The organism is Microbispora sp. H11081 (genome assembly GCF_012999535.1).
In the GTDB taxonomy this organism is placed as follows: domain Bacteria; phylum Actinomycetota; class Actinomycetes; order Streptosporangiales; family Streptosporangiaceae; genus Microbispora.
In genome coordinates this window covers 36,596-53,544 of sequence record NZ_JABBWV010000011.1, presented here as the reverse complement: position 1 = coordinate 53,544, position 16,949 = coordinate 36,596, and the positions used below count along the sequence as shown (strand labels likewise).

General features: G+C 68.9%; 13 protein-coding genes. 5 read left to right on the top strand and 8 right to left on the bottom strand.

Features of this window, described 5'->3' with window-relative positions; all coding sequences use genetic code 11:
• Nucleotides 1-110: 110 nt before the first annotated feature.
• Nucleotides 111-560, top strand: coding sequence for an ester cyclase (locus HHX31_RS24485; RefSeq protein ID WP_169950705.1), 450 nt, complete (start codon nucleotides 111-113; stop codon nucleotides 558-560).
• Between the two features lie 75 nt (nucleotides 561-635).
• Nucleotides 636-2,747 (top strand): ATP-dependent DNA helicase RecQ, encoded by a 2,112-nt coding sequence (locus tag HHX31_RS24480; protein ID WP_169950704.1) that lies wholly within the window; start codon nucleotides 636-638, stop codon nucleotides 2,745-2,747.
• Between the two features lie 28 nt (nucleotides 2,748-2,775).
• Here HHX31_RS24480 and HHX31_RS24475 read toward each other — a convergent pair whose 3' ends face one another.
• The 4 genes from HHX31_RS24475 to HHX31_RS24460 all read right to left on the bottom strand — a co-directional run bounded on the left by HHX31_RS24475 (nucleotide 2,776) and on the right by HHX31_RS24460 (nucleotide 8,120).
• Nucleotides 2,776-4,668 carry a dynamin family protein gene (locus tag HHX31_RS24475; RefSeq protein ID WP_169950703.1) on the bottom strand — a complete coding sequence of 631 codons (1,893 nt, stop codon included), beginning with the start codon at nucleotides 4,666-4,668 and terminating at the stop codon, nucleotides 2,776-2,778.
• Nucleotides 4,652-6,520, bottom strand: a complete 1,869-nt coding sequence (locus tag HHX31_RS24470; protein ID WP_169950702.1) for a dynamin family protein — start codon at nucleotides 6,518-6,520, stop codon at nucleotides 4,652-4,654. Before HHX31_RS24470 ends, HHX31_RS24475 begins: the two co-directional genes overlap by 17 nt.
• Nucleotides 6,517-6,852 (bottom strand): hypothetical protein, encoded by a 336-nt coding sequence (locus HHX31_RS24465; RefSeq protein WP_169950701.1) that lies wholly within the window; start codon nucleotides 6,850-6,852, stop codon nucleotides 6,517-6,519. The genes HHX31_RS24470 and HHX31_RS24465 overlap by 4 nt, the downstream gene beginning before the upstream one ends.
• A 272-nt stretch (nucleotides 6,853-7,124) precedes the next feature.
• On the bottom strand, nucleotides 7,125-8,120 hold the full coding sequence (locus tag HHX31_RS24460) for a hypothetical protein (protein ID WP_169950700.1): 996 nt from the start codon (nucleotides 8,118-8,120) through the stop codon (nucleotides 7,125-7,127).
• Nucleotides 8,121-9,125: 1,005 nt separating this feature from the next.
• Between HHX31_RS24460 and HHX31_RS24455 the strand changes: the two genes are divergently transcribed.
• The gene (locus tag HHX31_RS24455) at nucleotides 9,126-9,755 is read left to right on the top strand and encodes a hypothetical protein (RefSeq protein WP_169950699.1); all 630 of its coding nucleotides are present in this window, start codon (nucleotides 9,126-9,128) and stop codon (nucleotides 9,753-9,755) included.
• A 224-nt stretch (nucleotides 9,756-9,979) separates the two neighbouring features.
• On the top strand, nucleotides 9,980-12,283 hold the full coding sequence (locus HHX31_RS24450) for an Hsp70 family protein (protein ID WP_169950698.1): 2,304 nt from the start codon (nucleotides 9,980-9,982) through the stop codon (nucleotides 12,281-12,283).
• A gap of 112 nt (nucleotides 12,284-12,395) precedes the next feature.
• Here the strand turns inward: HHX31_RS24450 and HHX31_RS24445 are convergent, their stop codons facing one another.
• The 3 genes from HHX31_RS24445 to HHX31_RS33780 all read right to left on the bottom strand — a co-directional run bounded on the left by HHX31_RS24445 (nucleotide 12,396) and on the right by HHX31_RS33780 (nucleotide 14,801).
• Nucleotides 12,396-13,163 carry a nucleotide exchange factor GrpE gene (locus tag HHX31_RS24445; protein WP_169950697.1) on the bottom strand — a complete coding sequence of 256 codons (768 nt, stop codon included), beginning with the start codon at nucleotides 13,161-13,163 and terminating at the stop codon, nucleotides 12,396-12,398.
• A gap of 337 nt (nucleotides 13,164-13,500) precedes the next feature.
• On the bottom strand, nucleotides 13,501-14,007 hold the full coding sequence (locus HHX31_RS24440) for a hypothetical protein (protein WP_169950696.1): 507 nt from the start codon (nucleotides 14,005-14,007) through the stop codon (nucleotides 13,501-13,503).
• 101 nt (nucleotides 14,008-14,108) lie between these two features.
• Nucleotides 14,109-14,801, bottom strand: coding sequence for a hypothetical protein (locus HHX31_RS33780; RefSeq protein ID WP_211590269.1), 693 nt, complete (start codon nucleotides 14,799-14,801; stop codon nucleotides 14,109-14,111).
• Nucleotides 14,802-15,068: 267 nt separating this feature from the next.
• Here HHX31_RS33780 and HHX31_RS24430 point away from each other — a divergent pair, with 267 nt between their 5' ends.
• Nucleotides 15,069-15,605 carry an RNA polymerase sigma factor gene (locus tag HHX31_RS24430; protein ID WP_169950695.1) on the top strand — a complete coding sequence of 179 codons (537 nt, stop codon included), beginning with the start codon at nucleotides 15,069-15,071 and terminating at the stop codon, nucleotides 15,603-15,605.
• A gap of 182 nt (nucleotides 15,606-15,787) precedes the next feature.
• Here HHX31_RS24430 and HHX31_RS24425 read toward each other — a convergent pair whose 3' ends face one another.
• Entirely contained in the window at nucleotides 15,788-16,681 is an 894-nt protein-coding gene (locus HHX31_RS24425) for a carbohydrate kinase family protein (RefSeq protein ID WP_169950694.1), read from the bottom strand.
• Between the last annotated feature and the right edge of the window lie 268 nt (nucleotides 16,682-16,949).

The following is a 16,949-nucleotide window of genomic DNA, read 5'->3' as shown; positions in this document are numbered from 1 at the left end:
CGCGAAGGCCTCCGGATGCCACCGCACCGAGGCGAAATATGCGTGTGCATCCTATTTATCCGTTTATAGCCTGGTTTTCGGTACTCTCCCCTCAGGGGAGGTGCTCCGCGGTGTACGAGGTCGTGGACCGGATGATCGAGGCGATGAACGCGCGTGACCTGCCCGCGGTCCTGCGGTGCTACGGGCCGGACGCGGTGGTCGTCGGACCGGAGATGGAGGCGGAAGGCCGCGAGGAGATCGGCTCCTTCTTCCTGCAGGTATGGGAGGGCTTCCCCGACCTGCGCTTCACGCTCTGGGACACGATCCTCGCCGGCGACGCGGTGGCGCTGGAACTGACGGCCGCGGGCACGCACACCGGGCCCTACCTGGTCGCGGGAGGGGACGTCCTGGCCCCGACCGGCCACAGCACCAGCGTGCGCGCCTCCTGGTTCTGGCACCTCGAGGACCACCTCATCCACAGCCACCGCTTCTACTACGACCAGCTTCAGATCTACTCGCAGCTCGGCCTGCGGTTCCCCCTCCGCTTCGGAGACGAGGGCACGGAAGCGGCGCGCCCGTAGACCGCGGCCGGTTTCCCGCCTCTCCTCTCCCCGTCGCGGCGGAAACGGTCGGCGGGACCTGGTACCAATGGGCGGGTGAGCGAAGAAGAGCTGACGCTGCGGGAAGAGGCGGAGGCCCGGCTGCGGGCGCTCGCCGGTGATCACGCGCGGTTGCGCGACGACCAGTGGGCCGCGATCAAGGCGCTGGTCATGGACCGCAGGCGCGCCCTGGTGGTGCAGCGCACCGGCTGGGGCAAGTCGGCCGTCTACTTCATCGCGACCGCGCTGCTGCGTGAGCTCGGCGAGGGGCCCACGGTCATCGTCTCGCCGCTCCTGGCGCTCATGCGCAACCAGATCGCCGCGGCCGAGCGCGCCGGCATCCACGCCGAGACGATCAACTCCGCCAACCCCGAGGAGTGGGAGAAGGTCTACGGCCGGGTCGCCGAGGGCGCGGTGGACGTGCTGCTGGTCAGCCCCGAGCGGCTGAACAACCCCGATTTCCGCGACAACGTGCTGCCCGAGCTGGCCGGCGGCGCGGGGCTGCTCGTGATCGACGAGGCCCACTGCATCTCCGACTGGGGCCACGACTTCCGGCCCGACTACCGCAGGCTCCGCACGCTGCTGGCCGAGCTGCCGCCGGGCATCCCCGTGCTCGCCACGACGGCCACGGCGAACGCCAGGGTCACCCGCGACGTCGCCGAGCAGCTCGCCGTCGTCCAGGAGTGGGACGAACCGTCCGGTGGCGAGGTGTTCGTCCTGCGCGGTCCGCTGGAGCGCGAGAGCCTTCATCTGAGCGTCGTGCGGCTGGGCGGCGCGGACCAGCGGCTCGCCTGGCTGGCCAGGACCCTGCACGAGCTGCCGGGCTCCGGCATCGTCTACACGCTGACCGTCGCGGCGGCCCAGGAGATCGCGGCGTACCTGCGCGAGCAGGGGCATCCGGTCGCGGCCTACACCGGCCAGACCGAGCCGGCGGACCGGCTGGCGGCGGAGGAGGACCTGCTCGCCAACCGGGTCAAGGCGCTGGTGGCGACCTCGGCCCTCGGGATGGGCTTCGACAAGCCCGACCTGGGCTTCGTCGTCCACGTGGGCGCACCCGCCTCGCCTGTGGCGTACTACCAGCAGGTGGGCAGGGCCGGCCGCGGCGTCGAGCGGGCCGAGGTCATCCTGCTGCCCGGCCCGGAGGACCGGGAGATCTGGGCCTACTTCGCCTCGCTCGCCTTCCCGCCCGAGGGGGTGGTCAGGGCCACACTGGAAGCGCTGTCCGAGGGGGGCGTGCTGTCCACCGCCGCGCTGGAGACGAGGGTCGACCTCAGCCGGAGCCGGCTGGAGATGATGCTCAAGGTGCTCGACGTGGACGGCGCCGTACGCCGGGTCAAGGGCGGCTGGGAGGCCACCGGCGAGCCGTGGAGCTACGACGCCGAGCGCTACGCCCGGGTGAGCGCCGAGCGCCGGGCCGAGCAGGAGGCGATGCTCGGATACATCGCGACCACCGAGTGCCGCGAGCGGTACCTGCGCCGTCACCTCGACGACGAGTCGGCCACGCCGTGCGGCAGGTGCGACAACTGCACCGGCGGCCACCGTTCGGCCGAGGTGCCGGAGGAGGCCGTACGGGCCGCGCACGAGCGCCTCGCGCGCCCGGGCGTCGAGATCGAGCCGCGCCGCCAGTGGCCCACCGGGCTGCCGGACCTGAAGGGGCGCATCAAGCCGGAGTTGGGCGCGGAGCCGGGCCGCGCGCTCGGCCGCCTGACCGACATCGGCTGGGGCACCCGGCTGCGCGAGCTGTTCGCGGCCGGGGACGGCCCGGTCCCCGACGACGTGTTCGCGGCCGTGATCGAGGTGCTGAGGACCTGGGAGTGGGAACAGCGCCCGGTCGCGGTGGTCGCCGTGCCGTCGGGTACGCGGCCGGTCCTGGTCGGATCGCTCGCCGAGCGGCTGGCCCAGGTGGGCCGGCTGGAGCACCTCGGGACACTCGGCTACCGCGACGGGTCGCCCGCGGCCAGGCACAACAGCGCCCAGCGGGTGTCGGCGATCCGGGGGACGCTCGCGATGCCGCGTGAGGTCGCCGCGAGGATCGCGGCGGCGGGCGGGCCGGTGCTGCTGGTGGACGACCGCGTCGACACCGGGTGGACGATGGCGCTGGCCGCCGCCCAGGTCCGGCACGCGGGGGCGCCCGCCGTGCTGCCACTGGCCCTTGCCGTCACCAACTGACCGCCTGATGGGGTACGGCCGGTCGCGCTCATCGGCCAGGTCGTGTTTCTGTTCCATCATCGCGATCTGCCATCAAGTTGACGGCGCCGGCGACCTCGGCGCGCAGGGCCTCGGCGCGCCGAGTGAGCGTGGTGACCGCCGCCAGCCGCTCGGCGGCCGACGCCCGGCCCTGGCCCCGGCCTGCTGCGTTCCCATTCGCGGCCGCTCTCAGCTCGGCACGGCGCGTCTCCAGCTCGCGGCGCTGCTTAGCCAGCGCGTCATCGGCGACCTGCTCGATCTTCGTTCGCCAGTTCGCCACCTCCCGCTGAAGGGCGACCGTGAGGTCGGTGGTGGCCTGGGCGAACTGCTCGATCAACAGCCGCCGCAGCTCGGTCTGGCTGCGCTGCACCTTTTCCCACTGCCTTCGTCTGACAAGCACCGCGGCGGCCAGCACGGGTCCGACCACGAATCCGGCGGGGTTCAGATGCACCGCCACCAGCAGGCCCAGGGAGGCCGCCATCGACACGGCGGGAATCCCCTCGCGTACCACGTCGAAGCCTCCGGTGGCGGCAGGGTCGATGCGCAGCTCCCGTGGCCGCAGCTTCGGCATGGCGACCCGGGCGAGGTCGATCTCGGACTCGTCGAGACCTAGTGAGCCGAGGAACTCGTTGAGCGCCGTGGAGATCAGCACGTGCACCTCGTCCAGGATCTCCTCCCACGCGGCTTGCAAAGAGCGCTCCAGGCTGTCGGAGAGCTGGGCGAGGTAGGCGTCGATTTTGGCGGAGGTCTTTAGCTCACCGATGGCCTGTTCGTACGGCAGGCGAATGTCCGTGAGGCGTGCCCGGACCAGCGCGGCGACCTCCTGGCCGAGAAACTGGTTGACCACGCTCCGCAGTTTCCGATCACGGGTCTTCGCCGCGAGGTCTTCCAACGCCTTCTCGACGTCGGCGAGACGGGCGGCCGCGTCCTTGCCGCCATCGGAGCCGACCGCGATGTCGTCCTCCGCCACCGTGGCCATCGCGGACAGCACCGAGACGGCGGCCGAGAGCACGGTGGCGCTTCTCGCCAGCTCCCGCCCGCCCGCACAGCGCCGCACATAGGCCTCCAGCGCGATCATGCCGCTACGGGCTCGCAGCTCGTCGGCCCGCTGCTCGTCGCCCATGGCGCGGTAGGCCGTGGCGGCTTCGTACAGCCTGGCGCTGACCGGCATCCAGGGCGCGTCGGCCAGCGGCCGTAGCGACGATCCGCCCGATTCGGCGATGAAGGCGGCCAGGCGGCGGCGGTTCTCCGCGAGCAGGCTCTGCCAGTTCTCGCTGTCCTCCACCTTGGTCAGGACGAGGACGATGGCCTGGACCCGCTGGGCGGCCTGGGCCAGAAACTCCAGTTCGTGGCGGAGAACAGGCTGGTCCTGGGCGCTGAGGGTGAACAGCAACGCGTCGGCCCGCTGGAGCATCGCGACGGTCACCTGGCGATGGCCCAGGGTGAGGCTGTCCACGCCGGGGGTGTCCACCAGCCGCACCCCCTCCAGGAGAGGGTGGTTCAGGGTGATGTCCACGCTCACCACGTCCCGGCGCTTGCCGGGATCGCCGATCACCGACGCGTAGTCGGCGAGCTGCTCGGGATCGATGGAGAAGCTACCGGCGATCTGGTCGGTCACCACTGCGCTGAGGGCGGGTCCGTGCCGAAGGCTGAGGCAGCAGTTGGTGGCCACGTCGGCGTCGACGGGAAGCAGGCCCGGCCTGCCGACCAACGCGTTGACCAGCCGGCTCTTGCCGCGTTTCTGCGCGCCCGCGACGACGACGGTCGTCACGTCCTCCTTCCAGCGGGCCGCCACCCTGGTGAGAATCTCCGAAAGGTCGTCGCGGCCGTACCTCCTGGCGAGGGCGTTCACCTCGTTCGCCAGCCGCAGGACGCTCATCACAGGTTCAGCGGTCGTCGGCATGCGTCGTGGCTCCTTGCTCGCCCTCTCGAAAAACGAATGAGATCGCGGCGTAGACGTCGCAGATCGTCTCCGCCGCGCGTCGCACGGTCAGCGGGAGAGGACGTTGCTTGAGCATCCGGAAGCGCGCACTGAGCGCCGCCGCGAGCGCCGCGACATCGAACGGCGTCGCACCGGCTGGTGCTCCCACCTGGGCGGCGGCATCGGCGCCGGACGTCAGGCGGTCCAGCGCCCCCCTGTCCTCGGCGGGCAGCAGCGGGGAGGCGAGCAGGCGCCGTACCGCCTCGGCGTCGACCGGCAGGGCCGGCACGCGCGGGTGGACCGTCGGCGCCGCTTCGGCCCGGCCGCCCGGAGACGATGCCAGGTTCTCCAGAACCTGCATGACCTCGTGGGCCCGTTCCCGGGCAGCGCGACCGTTGGCCATCATGGCGAGCCCGCGCCACCGGGCCGCCGCGGACACGGCCGCCGCCGACACCTCCGCGCGGGACGCGCCGGACGGGAGGCCAAGCTGCTCGGTGGGATCGTCGGACCGGGCCAGCTGGAGCAGCTCCGCCTGCATCTCGCCGCTCAACACGAGCTTGCCGCGTCCCACGGCCTCCATCGCAGCGAAGATCCGTAGTTCGCCGAGGTCGGCCGCGATCGGCCGGGCCTCATCGAGCTCGGCCGCCAGCGCGTCGAGCACGGTGCGGTCTAAGCCGAGCGCGGGCGCCTGTGCCAGCCGCTTCAGCTGGCCGATGGCGTCCATGGACTTGAGATGGTCCGCCCTGCGGGCGAAATGGGCGAGCCCGGCGGCCACAGTCCCGGCTGCTACGGTCCCGGTGCCGGACGACGTAGTCGCGTCGAAGCCCGAGTGCTCCAGCAGCGTACGGCGGAGCGTCTCCAGGCTCGTCACCTGCCCGCTTCTGATGGCCGAAACCGCGGCGCGTATGCCGTACCTGTGAAGACGCCGTAGCAGGTGCCGCCTGACATCCGCGGGCACGGGCGGCGTGGGGGACTCGGCGAAGTACCCGAGGTCGAGCAGCAGGTAGTCAAGCTCCCGGTCGTCAAGTGCGGCCAGCGCCCGCAGGCCCGCCAGCTCTTCCGGCCCCAGTGTGGAGGTCCGCGCGGACTCCGCGAGCAGACCGATCAGCGGGACCACGTCGAACACCGCGGTGCTCAGCTGCTCGTACGCCTTGGCGGCGAGTCGCCGGGCCGTGGGCCACGGATCCTCCTCGTCGCCGCGCCGGTCGACCTGGCTCAGCACGGCGAGCGTGTTGACACACGTCATCCCGCAGGCGTCGGTCAGACCCCGGAACTCGGTGAGGATCTCGTCGTCAAAACGCTGGAGGTAGCGCAGGACGTAGATCAGAGCCTGTGCCCGGTTGTCGTCCTCGGTGGTTCCGAACAGCAGCTGACGAGCGGCGCGTTCGTTCCGGGCGGTGATGGTATTCATGCCCGGGGTGTCGACCACCGTGATCGTCCGCAGCGCCGGCGCCGACAGCTGTACCCGAACCCGGGCGATCCTGTTCGCTGGCGCGCCGAGATCCGCGGGCAGCCGGTCGCCGGGCTCGAGTCGATGCACAGAGGCACCGCCGTCCCGGTATTCGACATCGACGCGGCCGTGGTCGGCGCCGTACTCGTACTGAGTGACGAATGGGGTGCACTCGCCGGGGGCGACCAGCGCCACGGGATACCCGAGTAACGCGTTGACCAGCGTCGACTTGCCGCTGCTCACGGCGCCTGCCACCGCCACCTTCAAGGGCGCGTCGAGGCGGGCGGTCACCTGGGCGAGCCGGTCCCGCAGCGTCTGGTCGGCCAGTTTCGCCGAGGTGGCGGCGCACAGCTCCTTGAGCCGGTCGGATGGGGAGGTCGTCATCCGCCCGCGCCGTAGTCGTAGTCGTCGTGGTGGCCGTCGTAGATGTCGTAGCCGTCGCCGGGGCGGTGCCGGTCGTCCGTGATCGCGTCCTCGTGTGAGAACTCCGGGCTGGGGTCCCACCAGCCGGGCTGATCGGCAAAGCGGTCGAGCGCGGCTCCGTCGCCGTCGAGTGAGGCATCGTGATCGGCCTCTCCCGCCTGGGTCGTCGCATGGAACATCGCGGCGCCCTCCTCCTCGGTCGGCGGCGGAACCACTTCGTAGAGGAGACACCGCAGCGCCTCCCGCTCCTCGGGTCCGAGCTCATAGAGCCCGAGATCATGGTCGAATGTCATGGCCGTTCATTCCCCGAACAGGTTCAGAGGTGTGGGCCGAGAGTATCGGCGAGAGCGTCGAAGTGTGCAGAGGAGGAGACGAACTAGGGGGGCAGTTGTGATGCGTTCGGCGATCCGGGACCCCCTGCGGAGCCCTGCGGAACGGGCGTTCGCTGCCGTCCTTCTCGTTGGCGCCTGAGGACCGCGAAAACGACGGCGGCTGGCGCGATCGCGAGGACGACTAGATCGGAATAACGCGTTTCGCATTCGTCGAGCGTTTCCTTTCAGGCGGATCAGGAGCCGGCGTTCTTCGAGTCCCACTCCGCCCACTCCGCCCGGCTCTCCGCCTTGTCGGCCTCGATCCAGGTAGAGGTGGCCTCCTCGCTCGCCTGGTTCGCCCACTGAGTCGCGCGGTCGTGCTGGATCACGTCGTTCTGGACCTGGTTCTGGTAGGCGATGCCCTCCGCCACACGGGCGTTCCGCGCGGAGTTGAAGCTGCGCTCCATGGCCCCCGCCACCTCGTCCTCCGAGACCGAGTCGGGGTCGATGGCCGACTGGTAGATGGTGCCGGCGTCCGCCATCTTGCCGTGCAGGGCAGCCAGGAACGCGTTGTTGCTGTCGCTGACGCCGGGCACGGGGATGAAGGCCGACCCGTCAGGGGAGATCGCCGAGGGGTCTGTGGAGGGCGTGGCACCCGGGACCGGGCTGACCTCGGTGTCGCGGTCGCCGGCACTCGGTACGGGCGTCAACCTCGCCGCGTCAGAGAGGTCTGGCGAGGAGTCCGTGGGAGGCGGAACGTCGGTGTCGGCGTCGGTGTCGGTGTCGGTGTCGGTGTCGGTGTCGGCGTCGGTGTCGGTGTCGGTGTCGGTGTCGAACAATGCCGCGTCGGTGTCGGCGTCGGCGTCTGTGTCTGTGTCTGTGTCTGTGTCGAACAATGCCGCGTCGGTGTCGGTGTCGGCGTCTGTGTCTGTGTCGGTGTCGGTGTCGGTGTCGGCGTCGGTGTCGGTGTCGGTGTCGGTGTCGGTGTCTGTGTCGGCGTCTGTGTCTGTGTCGGTGTCTGTGTCGGTGTCGGTGTCTGTGTCTGTGTCTGTGTCTGTGTCGAACATCGCGACGTCCGCGACGCCGTCGTGGTTGGTGTCGAACAATGCCGTGTCCGCGTTGCCGTCGTGACTTGTGTCGATCATTGCCACATCTGCGATGTCGTCGTGGTTCGTGTCCACGAGCATGGCGTCTGCCACGTTGTCGCCGTCGAGGTCTGTCCACTGCACGTTGGCGTCGAAGGAGCCCATGTCGTTCTCCGTGGGGCCGTGGATGAATGCGTCATAGGGGGGATGCCTACGGAGGGTGGATTGTTTCACCTGCGATCCGGTGAATATCCGGCACGTCATCGCCCACGACCGGCCGGCTCACCTGCTGGTGGTACGCGGCTGGAGAGGTGGGGGGCGCCCATGTGAACGATGAAGCCGAGGGCGGGCCTGGCGAAGCCCGACCTCGGCGCTCGCCCAGTTCCCGCAGCAGCGCGGTCGCGATGCGGTAGACCGCCCATTCGCTCCAGCCGGTGCGCTGCACGACCAGCGGCCGAGGGTGTTTCTTCCGAAATTTAGATTTAGCATCAGATTCCCTCTCGCGCGCCAGCACTCCAGACATACCTGGCGTATCGGTGTAAGAATAATCTGCATCCAGAGAGGAATACGGGCGTGGATGGTCTCGTCTACGGCATTGCGTTCGGAACTACGCATTTGGCTCTTGTGATAGGAAAAGCGGACGGTTCGGTGGTGCCCGTAGGCGATCCCGAGTCGACGGAGGGCGAAGACGCGGCGGCTGTGCTCGGCTCCCTCCGATCGCGGGCGGAAAACCGGTTATCGGGGGAACCCGGGATGGTGGTGATCGCCGTACCGGCCTCGTGGGAAGCCGAGGGCCGTCGCCACGTGATGGAAGCCGCGTCACGCGCCGGATTCGACCAGTCGCGACTACGCGTGGAAAGTGTGGAGACGGCCACGGCGGCCGACACGGAGGGTTCGAGCTACAGCGCGGCACTCGTTCCGCCTCTGGACGCCGCGGCTCGAGGCGCGGCGGTCCTCGCGCGACGGCATCTTCGCGAGGCCGGTGCGCAACTGCCTCCGTACTCCGGGTTGGGGGCGGCCCACGTCTCGGCGCCGGCTCCATCTTCGCCGGCTTCACCGGCGCGGCTTCCTTCGGTATCGGAGTTCCTGGAGAGATCTGTCCCGGGTCCTTCTCCACGGCCGGAGAGGGGGCGGTTTCCCATCGCCGTCGTCATCCCTGTAGGAGTAATCGTGGTCGCCCTGCTTGTGGCGGTGGTGGTGAACGCAGGCTCGTCCTCCGGCTCGGGATCCTCCTCGTTCCCCCATACGTCCAGTGCGAGCAATACCAATCCCGCACCAACCCATACAGAACCAACCGAGACTGAACCAACCGATCCTGAACCAACCGAGACCGAAACCGATACCGATGAACGGGCTCGGGCTCAGGCTCAGGCGATCGACGAGCTCCTGTCTGAGAGCGCTTTATCCCGGTCCGAAGTGATTTCGGCATACACCGCCCTTGAGCGCTGTGACGACGGCATGGAGGACGCGCTGGAGACCATGAACGATCAGGCCGAGGAGCGTGGAGCGCAGTTGGATACCGCACGCGGTCTGGAGGTCGACGCCCTGGAGGACGGGGCCACGCTGCAGGAGCACCTGATCGCCTTCCTGGAAGCGTCCAAATCCGCGGACGAGGCCTACTACGAGGCGGGCCGGTCGTACGGGATGGACTGCTACGGTGAGCTCGCTGACCGTGACGAAACCCAGAGCGGTCATCAATACTCGGAGACGGCCGTCAGCGAGAAGACCGCCTTCCTCGAATTCTGGAATCCCGTCGCCGCGACTTACGGCCTGACGGAACGCTCCAGCGAGGAGGTCTGACCTTGTCCGTGCCGTCCCAGTCGTTTATTTCCTCCTCCGGCTGTGGCCGCGCCGGTCATGTCTCGTCGTGCTCCGATATCCGAGCAGATTGTTCTGACGGCCGTGCGGCCGCGGCCTGACATATCGCGTCGGATGCATCACTTCGGCAACAATTGTTGCGAGAGGCCGAGAACTAGGCGACCATCGCGGCGAATTGATCGTTGTAACGTGCCAAGGGGGCTGGGATGGCGGTGTGGTGCCTCGGTGTCGATCTCGGAACCAGTTTCTCTGCCGCGGCGATAAGTACGGGCGGAGAGCCGGAGATCATCGAGATCGGCGGGGAGAAACGCATCCCGTCGACGGTTCTGCTGAGCGAGCAGGGCGTCCTCATCGCCGGACGGGTGGCACAGCGGTCGATCGCCCGTTACCCGGAGCGGGCGGAGCGCAACCCCAAGCGGTACGTCGGCAAAGGCAGCCTGCTTCTCGGCGGCGTCGCGGTCGAGGTCTCCGACGCACTGCAGGCGATCCTCGCTCTCTTCGTCGACGAAGGGCGGCGGCGGTTCGACGGCGCCGATCCCTCCTGTCTGGTGCTGACCTGCCCGGTCGCGTGGACGGCCGAACGGAGGGACGTCCTCAAGGCGGCAGGGCGGGCCGCGGTGCCGCAGGCGCGCGTCGTGGTCATCGACGAACCGGTGGCCGCCGCGCTTCATTACGCGTCGGCCCACCGCGTGAGCGGGGGCAAGCGGGTGGCGGTCTATGACCTCGGCGGCGGCACGTTCGACACCGCCGTCCTGGAGGCGGACGGAGCGGATTTCAAGGCCGTCGGCGTGCCGGGGGGCGACGACGCCATCGGGGGCGAGGTCTTCGACGAGCGCGTGTACGAATTCTTCAGCCGGCAATTGGAGCAGAGCAGGCCGGAGTTCGTCGCCGAACTTAACAGTAACCCCGACCGGAAGTACCTGGCCACCGCGGCCGCCATTCTGGACGAGGCCCGTATCGCGAAGGAGACGCTTTCGGCATTCGAAGTGGCGAGCCAGTACATCTCGGAAGCCGACGCGGACGTCAGGATCACAAGGGGCGACCTGGACGGAATGGTCAAGGCCGACCTCGCTCGCACCGCCGAAATTCTCGACGACACCTTGAAGCGCGCCAAGACGACGCGTGGTGATCTGGCCGGAATCTTCCTGACCGGAGGGGCCAGTCGCATGCCACTGGTCCACCAGATCCTCAGCGAGAGGCACGGGGATCTCGTGCGCACGTCCGACGACCCCAAGACCGTCGTCGCACTTGGCGCCGCACGCCTGGGATCGACCTTCAGCAAAAGTGATCAATCCGGTCCGGTGCTGCGTAACGTGCTGGAGGTCCGTTCCGCCGCCGGGGGCATCTACGCGGTCTGCCTGGAGGAGGGAGGAAACGTTTTCCTCCGCCATCTGGACGTGTCGATGGAAGTGGATCGCGAACTGAGGTTCGGTTCAATCGCCGACTGGGCGGTTTCGGACGAGGGCGTGGTGGTGGCCGAGCGGCTCCCCGACGGCACGTGGGTTCGCACGTTGACGCCGGAACTCATCATCCGGTCGGGGCGGCGGCTGCCCGCCATGGGGAAGGTACAGGTCTTGGCCGAGGGGCGTACCGGCTGGGCGTTCTTCCAATCCAGGCCACCGACCGCGGTGAGCAGTTCCGTCGGCCTGCCGTGGGGGGAGACGGCGGACATGTCCATGATCGAGATCGATCTCGGCGAGTTCTTCGTCCAGGAGACGCCCTCGATGCTCCTTGGCGACTCGGCCCGTTGGTTTGTGAACGAGGACAACCAGCAGCGGCGGCTGTTCGACCAGGACAGCCCGACGGGCGGCGCACCCGCTCTCACCGGCGGAGCATCCGGGTGCGTGGTGGTGCTCGGTCAGTTCAGCTCGAGGAAGAGCTTCTTCGGCGGTGTCCATCAGAACTTCACCGCTTGGCAGGTCCTCTGCATGGTCCAGCCCGGTGGGAAGATCAGACGCGTCGAGCGCCGCAGCCCCAACTGGCTGCAGCAGGTGGTGGTGCACGACGACAAGTGGTTCGTCTCCACGAGCGCGGGACTCGAGATCGACGCCGCGCCACAGCCTCCCGTGGCCCTGGCTCCGCGTAAGAGGGGGGCGGCGCTGCGCTGGTTTCCAGCGGGCGGGGAGATGTACGCCATCGGCATGGACACGGTCGTCCCCGCGAAGGGGTGGTCGATTCGCCACTATGACGCCGCGGCGGAGACGCTCCGTACGCTGGCGTCGGAGCCCCGCACCCGCCTGCTCGGGCATCTGGCCTCCAGGCTCCATGCTGAACGCCCCCGGGTCATCGCCGACGGCGAGTCCCTGTGGCTGGCGGTCTCCGGGGAGGAGAAGAACACGTCGCGGATCCTTCATGTCACGCCGAAGGGCGTGAGGGAGGTGCACCGAGCGCAGGGCTGGATCGAGCCGGTCGCGAGAGTCGCCGACGACCTGCTGTGCCTGCACCGCGCGGATGCCTCGCCCGGCACTGAGCAGCGGCTCCCCGGCGATCTGGTACGAATCGCCGTCTGACGGGACAGGACGGAGAAGGGGCATGGTCGGGGGTGCCGGTGGCCATGCGGAAGGGCTTCTGGCGACTGCCGAGGCAGCCGCCGGTTCCCCGCTCGCCGCGTCGCCGGCGCGGTCACGCCTGCCGGAGCCGGTAGACGATCACCCTCGGAACCCGGACGACGTGGTCACCGTCTACGTAACCACAGCGCTCGGTGCTCGCGACCGTGTTCTCGAGCCACGGCTCGTCCGTGGGCACCACGTCTACCGCCTCGTGTAGCCGTCCGTCGAAGGGCTGCCCGTCGGCCAGCACCTCCCGTACGCCCGAAGCGCGCAGCGCGTTCAGCAGATGGCCTGCGAGCTGCGGATATCGTGTGTGAAGCTGATCGCGGTAGCGGACGCACGCCTGGACGAGATCGTCCCGGCTGGGCTCGCTGTAGGCCAGTAGCCGCTCGATCTGCTGGCCGATCGCGTCACTGACGCCCGCCGCCCGGACATTCAGCAGTGCTTCGAGGAGTGGCGTGCGATCGACATTCGAAGCGGGTGACGGCGGCGCACGATGCGCCTGCGGTGGGGTATCCGGGCGGGGCGGTCCGGAATCCCAACGGGGGTGAAACGGGTCAGGCTGTGTGGGGGTCCGCGACTGGGTCCGGAGGACGGCCACCGCGCCGACCGCGGCCACGCCCAGCAGGAGGACCATGCCGGTGATCAGGGCGATGCCGGAGATCCCGCCGGGCTGTGGCGTCGGACTCGGCGGCGGATCCGGCGTCGGAGTCGCAGCGGGTGTTCCGCCGGTAGGAGAGGGGGTGGCCGCGGTCTCCTGAGCGCGCTGAGAGCGTTTGCGCACCGGTTTGTCCTTCGGCGGCTTCCGCGACGGGGTGAGCCGGTGCTCCTCGGGGGTCATCGGCGGCATCTCGCGAAATGCATCGAAGGGCTCCGCCGGCGTGACCGGAGCGGCCGCTACCGGCGCAGAGAGGGGAGGTGCTGAGGCCTCTGGGTGAGTGGCCGCGCGCGGGTCCGCGGTATCGGAGGCGCAGCCCATTAGGGCGAAGGCGAGCAGGGCTGCCCCCGCGACGAGAGGATATAAGCGTTTCACCATTTTATTCCTCAGTACGACAGGCCGATTCGGCCTGGCCCTGCTACATGCGTGGGATTCTTGCGGTTCTCCTGTTTCCGCGGCGCCGGCACGAGCTCGTACGACGGACTGGTCTGCCTGGCCGCTCCCGAGGGCCGGTTCGTCATTAGAAGTGAATGATCATTATGTAGAGCAGGATCAGGTTGACGGATACCGCGGCGGAGGCGAGTGCGGCCACCACGCCCAGGTGGTCCCCCTTGCGGAAGCCGACGATGCCGAGCAGCGTTCCGGCGAGCCCGAGGAGTAGCTGAATGCTCAGTCGCAGAAGGGGAGTTTCCACGATGCCCGGGTTGAGCACGAAGAAAAACTGCGGTACGGCGATCAGAAACGCGATGACGGCCGTCATGCCCGGCTGAGGCTCCTGACGGCGACGGTCGGCGATGAAAGGGGCGACCACGACGACGATGACGAGGGCCACCAGGAACATCGACGCGAACCCGCGGGCCGAGGTGCCATAGGTCCACACCGGCAGCAGCGCGGAGGAGAACAGCGCGTAGGCGGCGCAGGCGAAGGAGAGGGGAGTGAACCGCCACGCGGCACTCCGGCCGGCGCCGGGGGTCTCGACTTTCCATCCGGAGTCGTAGGGGGGGAGGTTCTCTTGCGGGGACGTCATCGAGGCTCTTTTCGTGAGATCTCAGCCGGCGAGGGTCGTCAGGAGGACGGGTGGCGAATTCTCTGGTGGGAGGGTCCGGGCGGCGGTCTGCGGCGCGCGTATTAGGCGAGGTCGTTCTGGGACCGCCACACGGCCCAGTCGGCTTCGCTCTGTGCTCTTTCGGCCTCCCTCTCGGCGGCTGCCGCGTCCGCCCTCGCCGTCTCGTTCCACTGGCGCTCGTAGTCGCTTCTGGTGATGTCGTTGCGAACCTGGGCCTCGTGGTTCAGGCCCTCGAGGTAGAGGGTGTTGGCCGCACTGTTGTCACTGCGCTGTCTGGCGGCCTCCACCTCTTCCGGTGAGACGGAGTCGGGATTGAGGGCCGCCTGAGTCAGGGTGTGACCGTCCTGCACCACCGTGTTGAGGTAATCGACGAAGCCCTGGTTGGCGTCGCTGATCGGCGGCACACCGGTGTGGCCCTCCCCGGTGGGCAACGGCCCGGTGGGGAACGGCCCGGCGGCGGAGGAGGCGGCCGGGCCGGCGGTGGTCCGGGTGTCGATTACGGCGTCGTAGTTCGTGTCGAACAGCTGGGTGTCGATTACGCCGTCGTAGTTCGTGTCGACGTGCTGGACGTCTTCGACGCCGTCGTTGTTGGTGTCATAGCCCACTGTGTCGGCGATGCCGTCGCCGTTGAGGTCGGTCAGTCGCTCGTCAGCGGTGCCGTCCCCCGCGTGGTCGATGAGCTGGGTCTCGATGATCCCGTCTCCGCTGAGGTCCGTCCAGCCAACGTTGGCGTTGCCGGCGTAGAAGGCGTCCATGTCGCTCTCCCGTTGACGTGGATGGGTGCGTCACTGACAGGGATGCCGGGGGCGCCGAGATTGTTTCACCGGGATCCGGGAATTTCCGCTCGGGCTTTCCACGGAGTGCATGGCCTCGACGCCGTGGGCAGCGATGACATCGGCAGTGTCGAGCCCGGTTGTAGCTCGGTTGTTACGGTCCAATATCACGTCGTCTCATCTCATGTCCCGGTAGCGAACGACATGGTGTTATTGCGGCGAATCTTCATATGCTGAAAGGACCGCGGCATGTCTTCGCCTGTTATGGGGGATGACGAGGCCGTGCTCGTCGCGGCCGCACGCGTGGGTGATGCCGAGGCATTCCGCGCCCTATGGGCTACCGTCGAGCGACGAGCGTTCGGTCTGTGTTTTCATTTGACCGGCAACCGGGCGGATGCCCTTGACGCCCTGCAGAATGCGCAGATCGCAGTATGGAAGGGACTTCCCGCATTCGAAGGCAGGGCACCCTTCGCGGCATGGGTCCTTGTAGTCGCGCGCAACGCCGCCCTATCAGTGCTGCGCCACCGCTCCAACCGCGAGGAGCCGCTGTTCTCCGAGGCCGCCGAGCCCGTGGCGGCCGAAAGGGGTTTCGATGAGACAGTGGCGGAGATGCTCGATCTGCGTCAGGCGCTGGCCGCACTCCCTCCTGCCCACCGGGATGCGCTGCTGCTGTGGGCAGGAGGGCTGACGTACGAGCAGACGGCGGCCGTCCTTCAGGTCCCGCTCAATACGGTCAAAGTCTGGATCTTCCGTGCGCGCGGGCGGCTGCGCGAACTGCTGGGGTAGACGACGTGGCCGGACGCGTCGATGTTCGTCCCGTCCTCGACGGGCAGAGCCGAGCCTGGCAGGGCCGGGCTCGGCCCGGACCATCGAAGGGCTATTCCCAGTGGGGGCGCTGCTGCTCCTGGTCCCGTTCGTGCGGCTGCTGCGCGGGAGTTCGGCATCCCGGGCGTGTGGACGGGCCGCGGTCAGAGCCGGGGGCGGGCGCCGAGGTTGGAGATGCACCTGGCGGCGAGGGCGTTGCCAGCCGCCAGCGCCTCGGCGGCCGGCTTGCCGTCCAGCCAGACGGGCAGGAAACCGGCGGTGAAGGCGTCACCGGCGCCGGTGCCGTCCACGACGCGGTCGACGACCTCGGCGGACGCCCGGACCGGTTCGGGGCGGTTGTTGGAGTACCAGAGCGAGCCCTCGGCGTTGAGCTTGATCACGACCTGCGGGAACCACGCGGTCAGCACCTTGGCCGCCGCGGCCGGGTCGTCCCTGCCGGTGAGCACCTTGGCCTGGTCGCCGTTGGCGAACAGCAGCTTCGCGCCGTCGGTCCACTCCAGGAAGGGCTCGGCGCCGGTCCGCTCCAGCGGGGCGGCCGAGGAACAGTCCACGGAGATCGACATGCCGGCTCGGCGGGCCATGTCGAGCGCGGCGAGGCCGGCGTCGCGCGACCCGTCGTTGATCAGGGTGTATCCCGACATGTGCAGGTGACCGCCGACGGCGAACAGATCGCGCGGCAGGTCCTCGGGCGACAGCGCGGCGTTGGCGCCGGGGTCGGACAGCATGGTCCGCTCGCCCTTGTGCGTGACGAGCACGACGCAGGTGCCGGTCGGCCGCTCGGGGTCCATGACGAGCCGGGCGTCCACGCCGTAGCCCATGAGCTCCATGTCGCGGTTGCGGCCGGTGATGTCGGCGCCGCGGCGGCCGATGAAGGCCACCTCCGAGCCCTCCACGGCGAGCCAGGAGGCGATGTTGGCGCCGGAACCGCCACCGTGCATGGTCACGACGGCAGGGGTGTCGCTGGCCCTGGCGAGAGGGAACTTCGCGCGGGCGACCGCGTCTGTCATGAGATCGCCCACCACGACGACCCGCGTCATGATGTCACCACCTTGCAACTGCTAGTGGAGGCGAGCCATGCCCTGGGAGGGGCGGCGTCCTCTCCGTGCTGTGAGGCTGACGTCCAGAAACCTAACAGCTTCCAGGGGCGTCGTGGGGTGGAGAGCGGACAGACGGGCACAGTCGATGCACAAGCGTTGCCCATTTCGTCGCGTCGGTCCAGGTAGCTCCCTTACAAGCGATCTCGCTGGATCGACCGGGCAGCCGTAAGAAATCTCTCAGCCCGGGTCAGGCCGGGCGCCGCTAGCC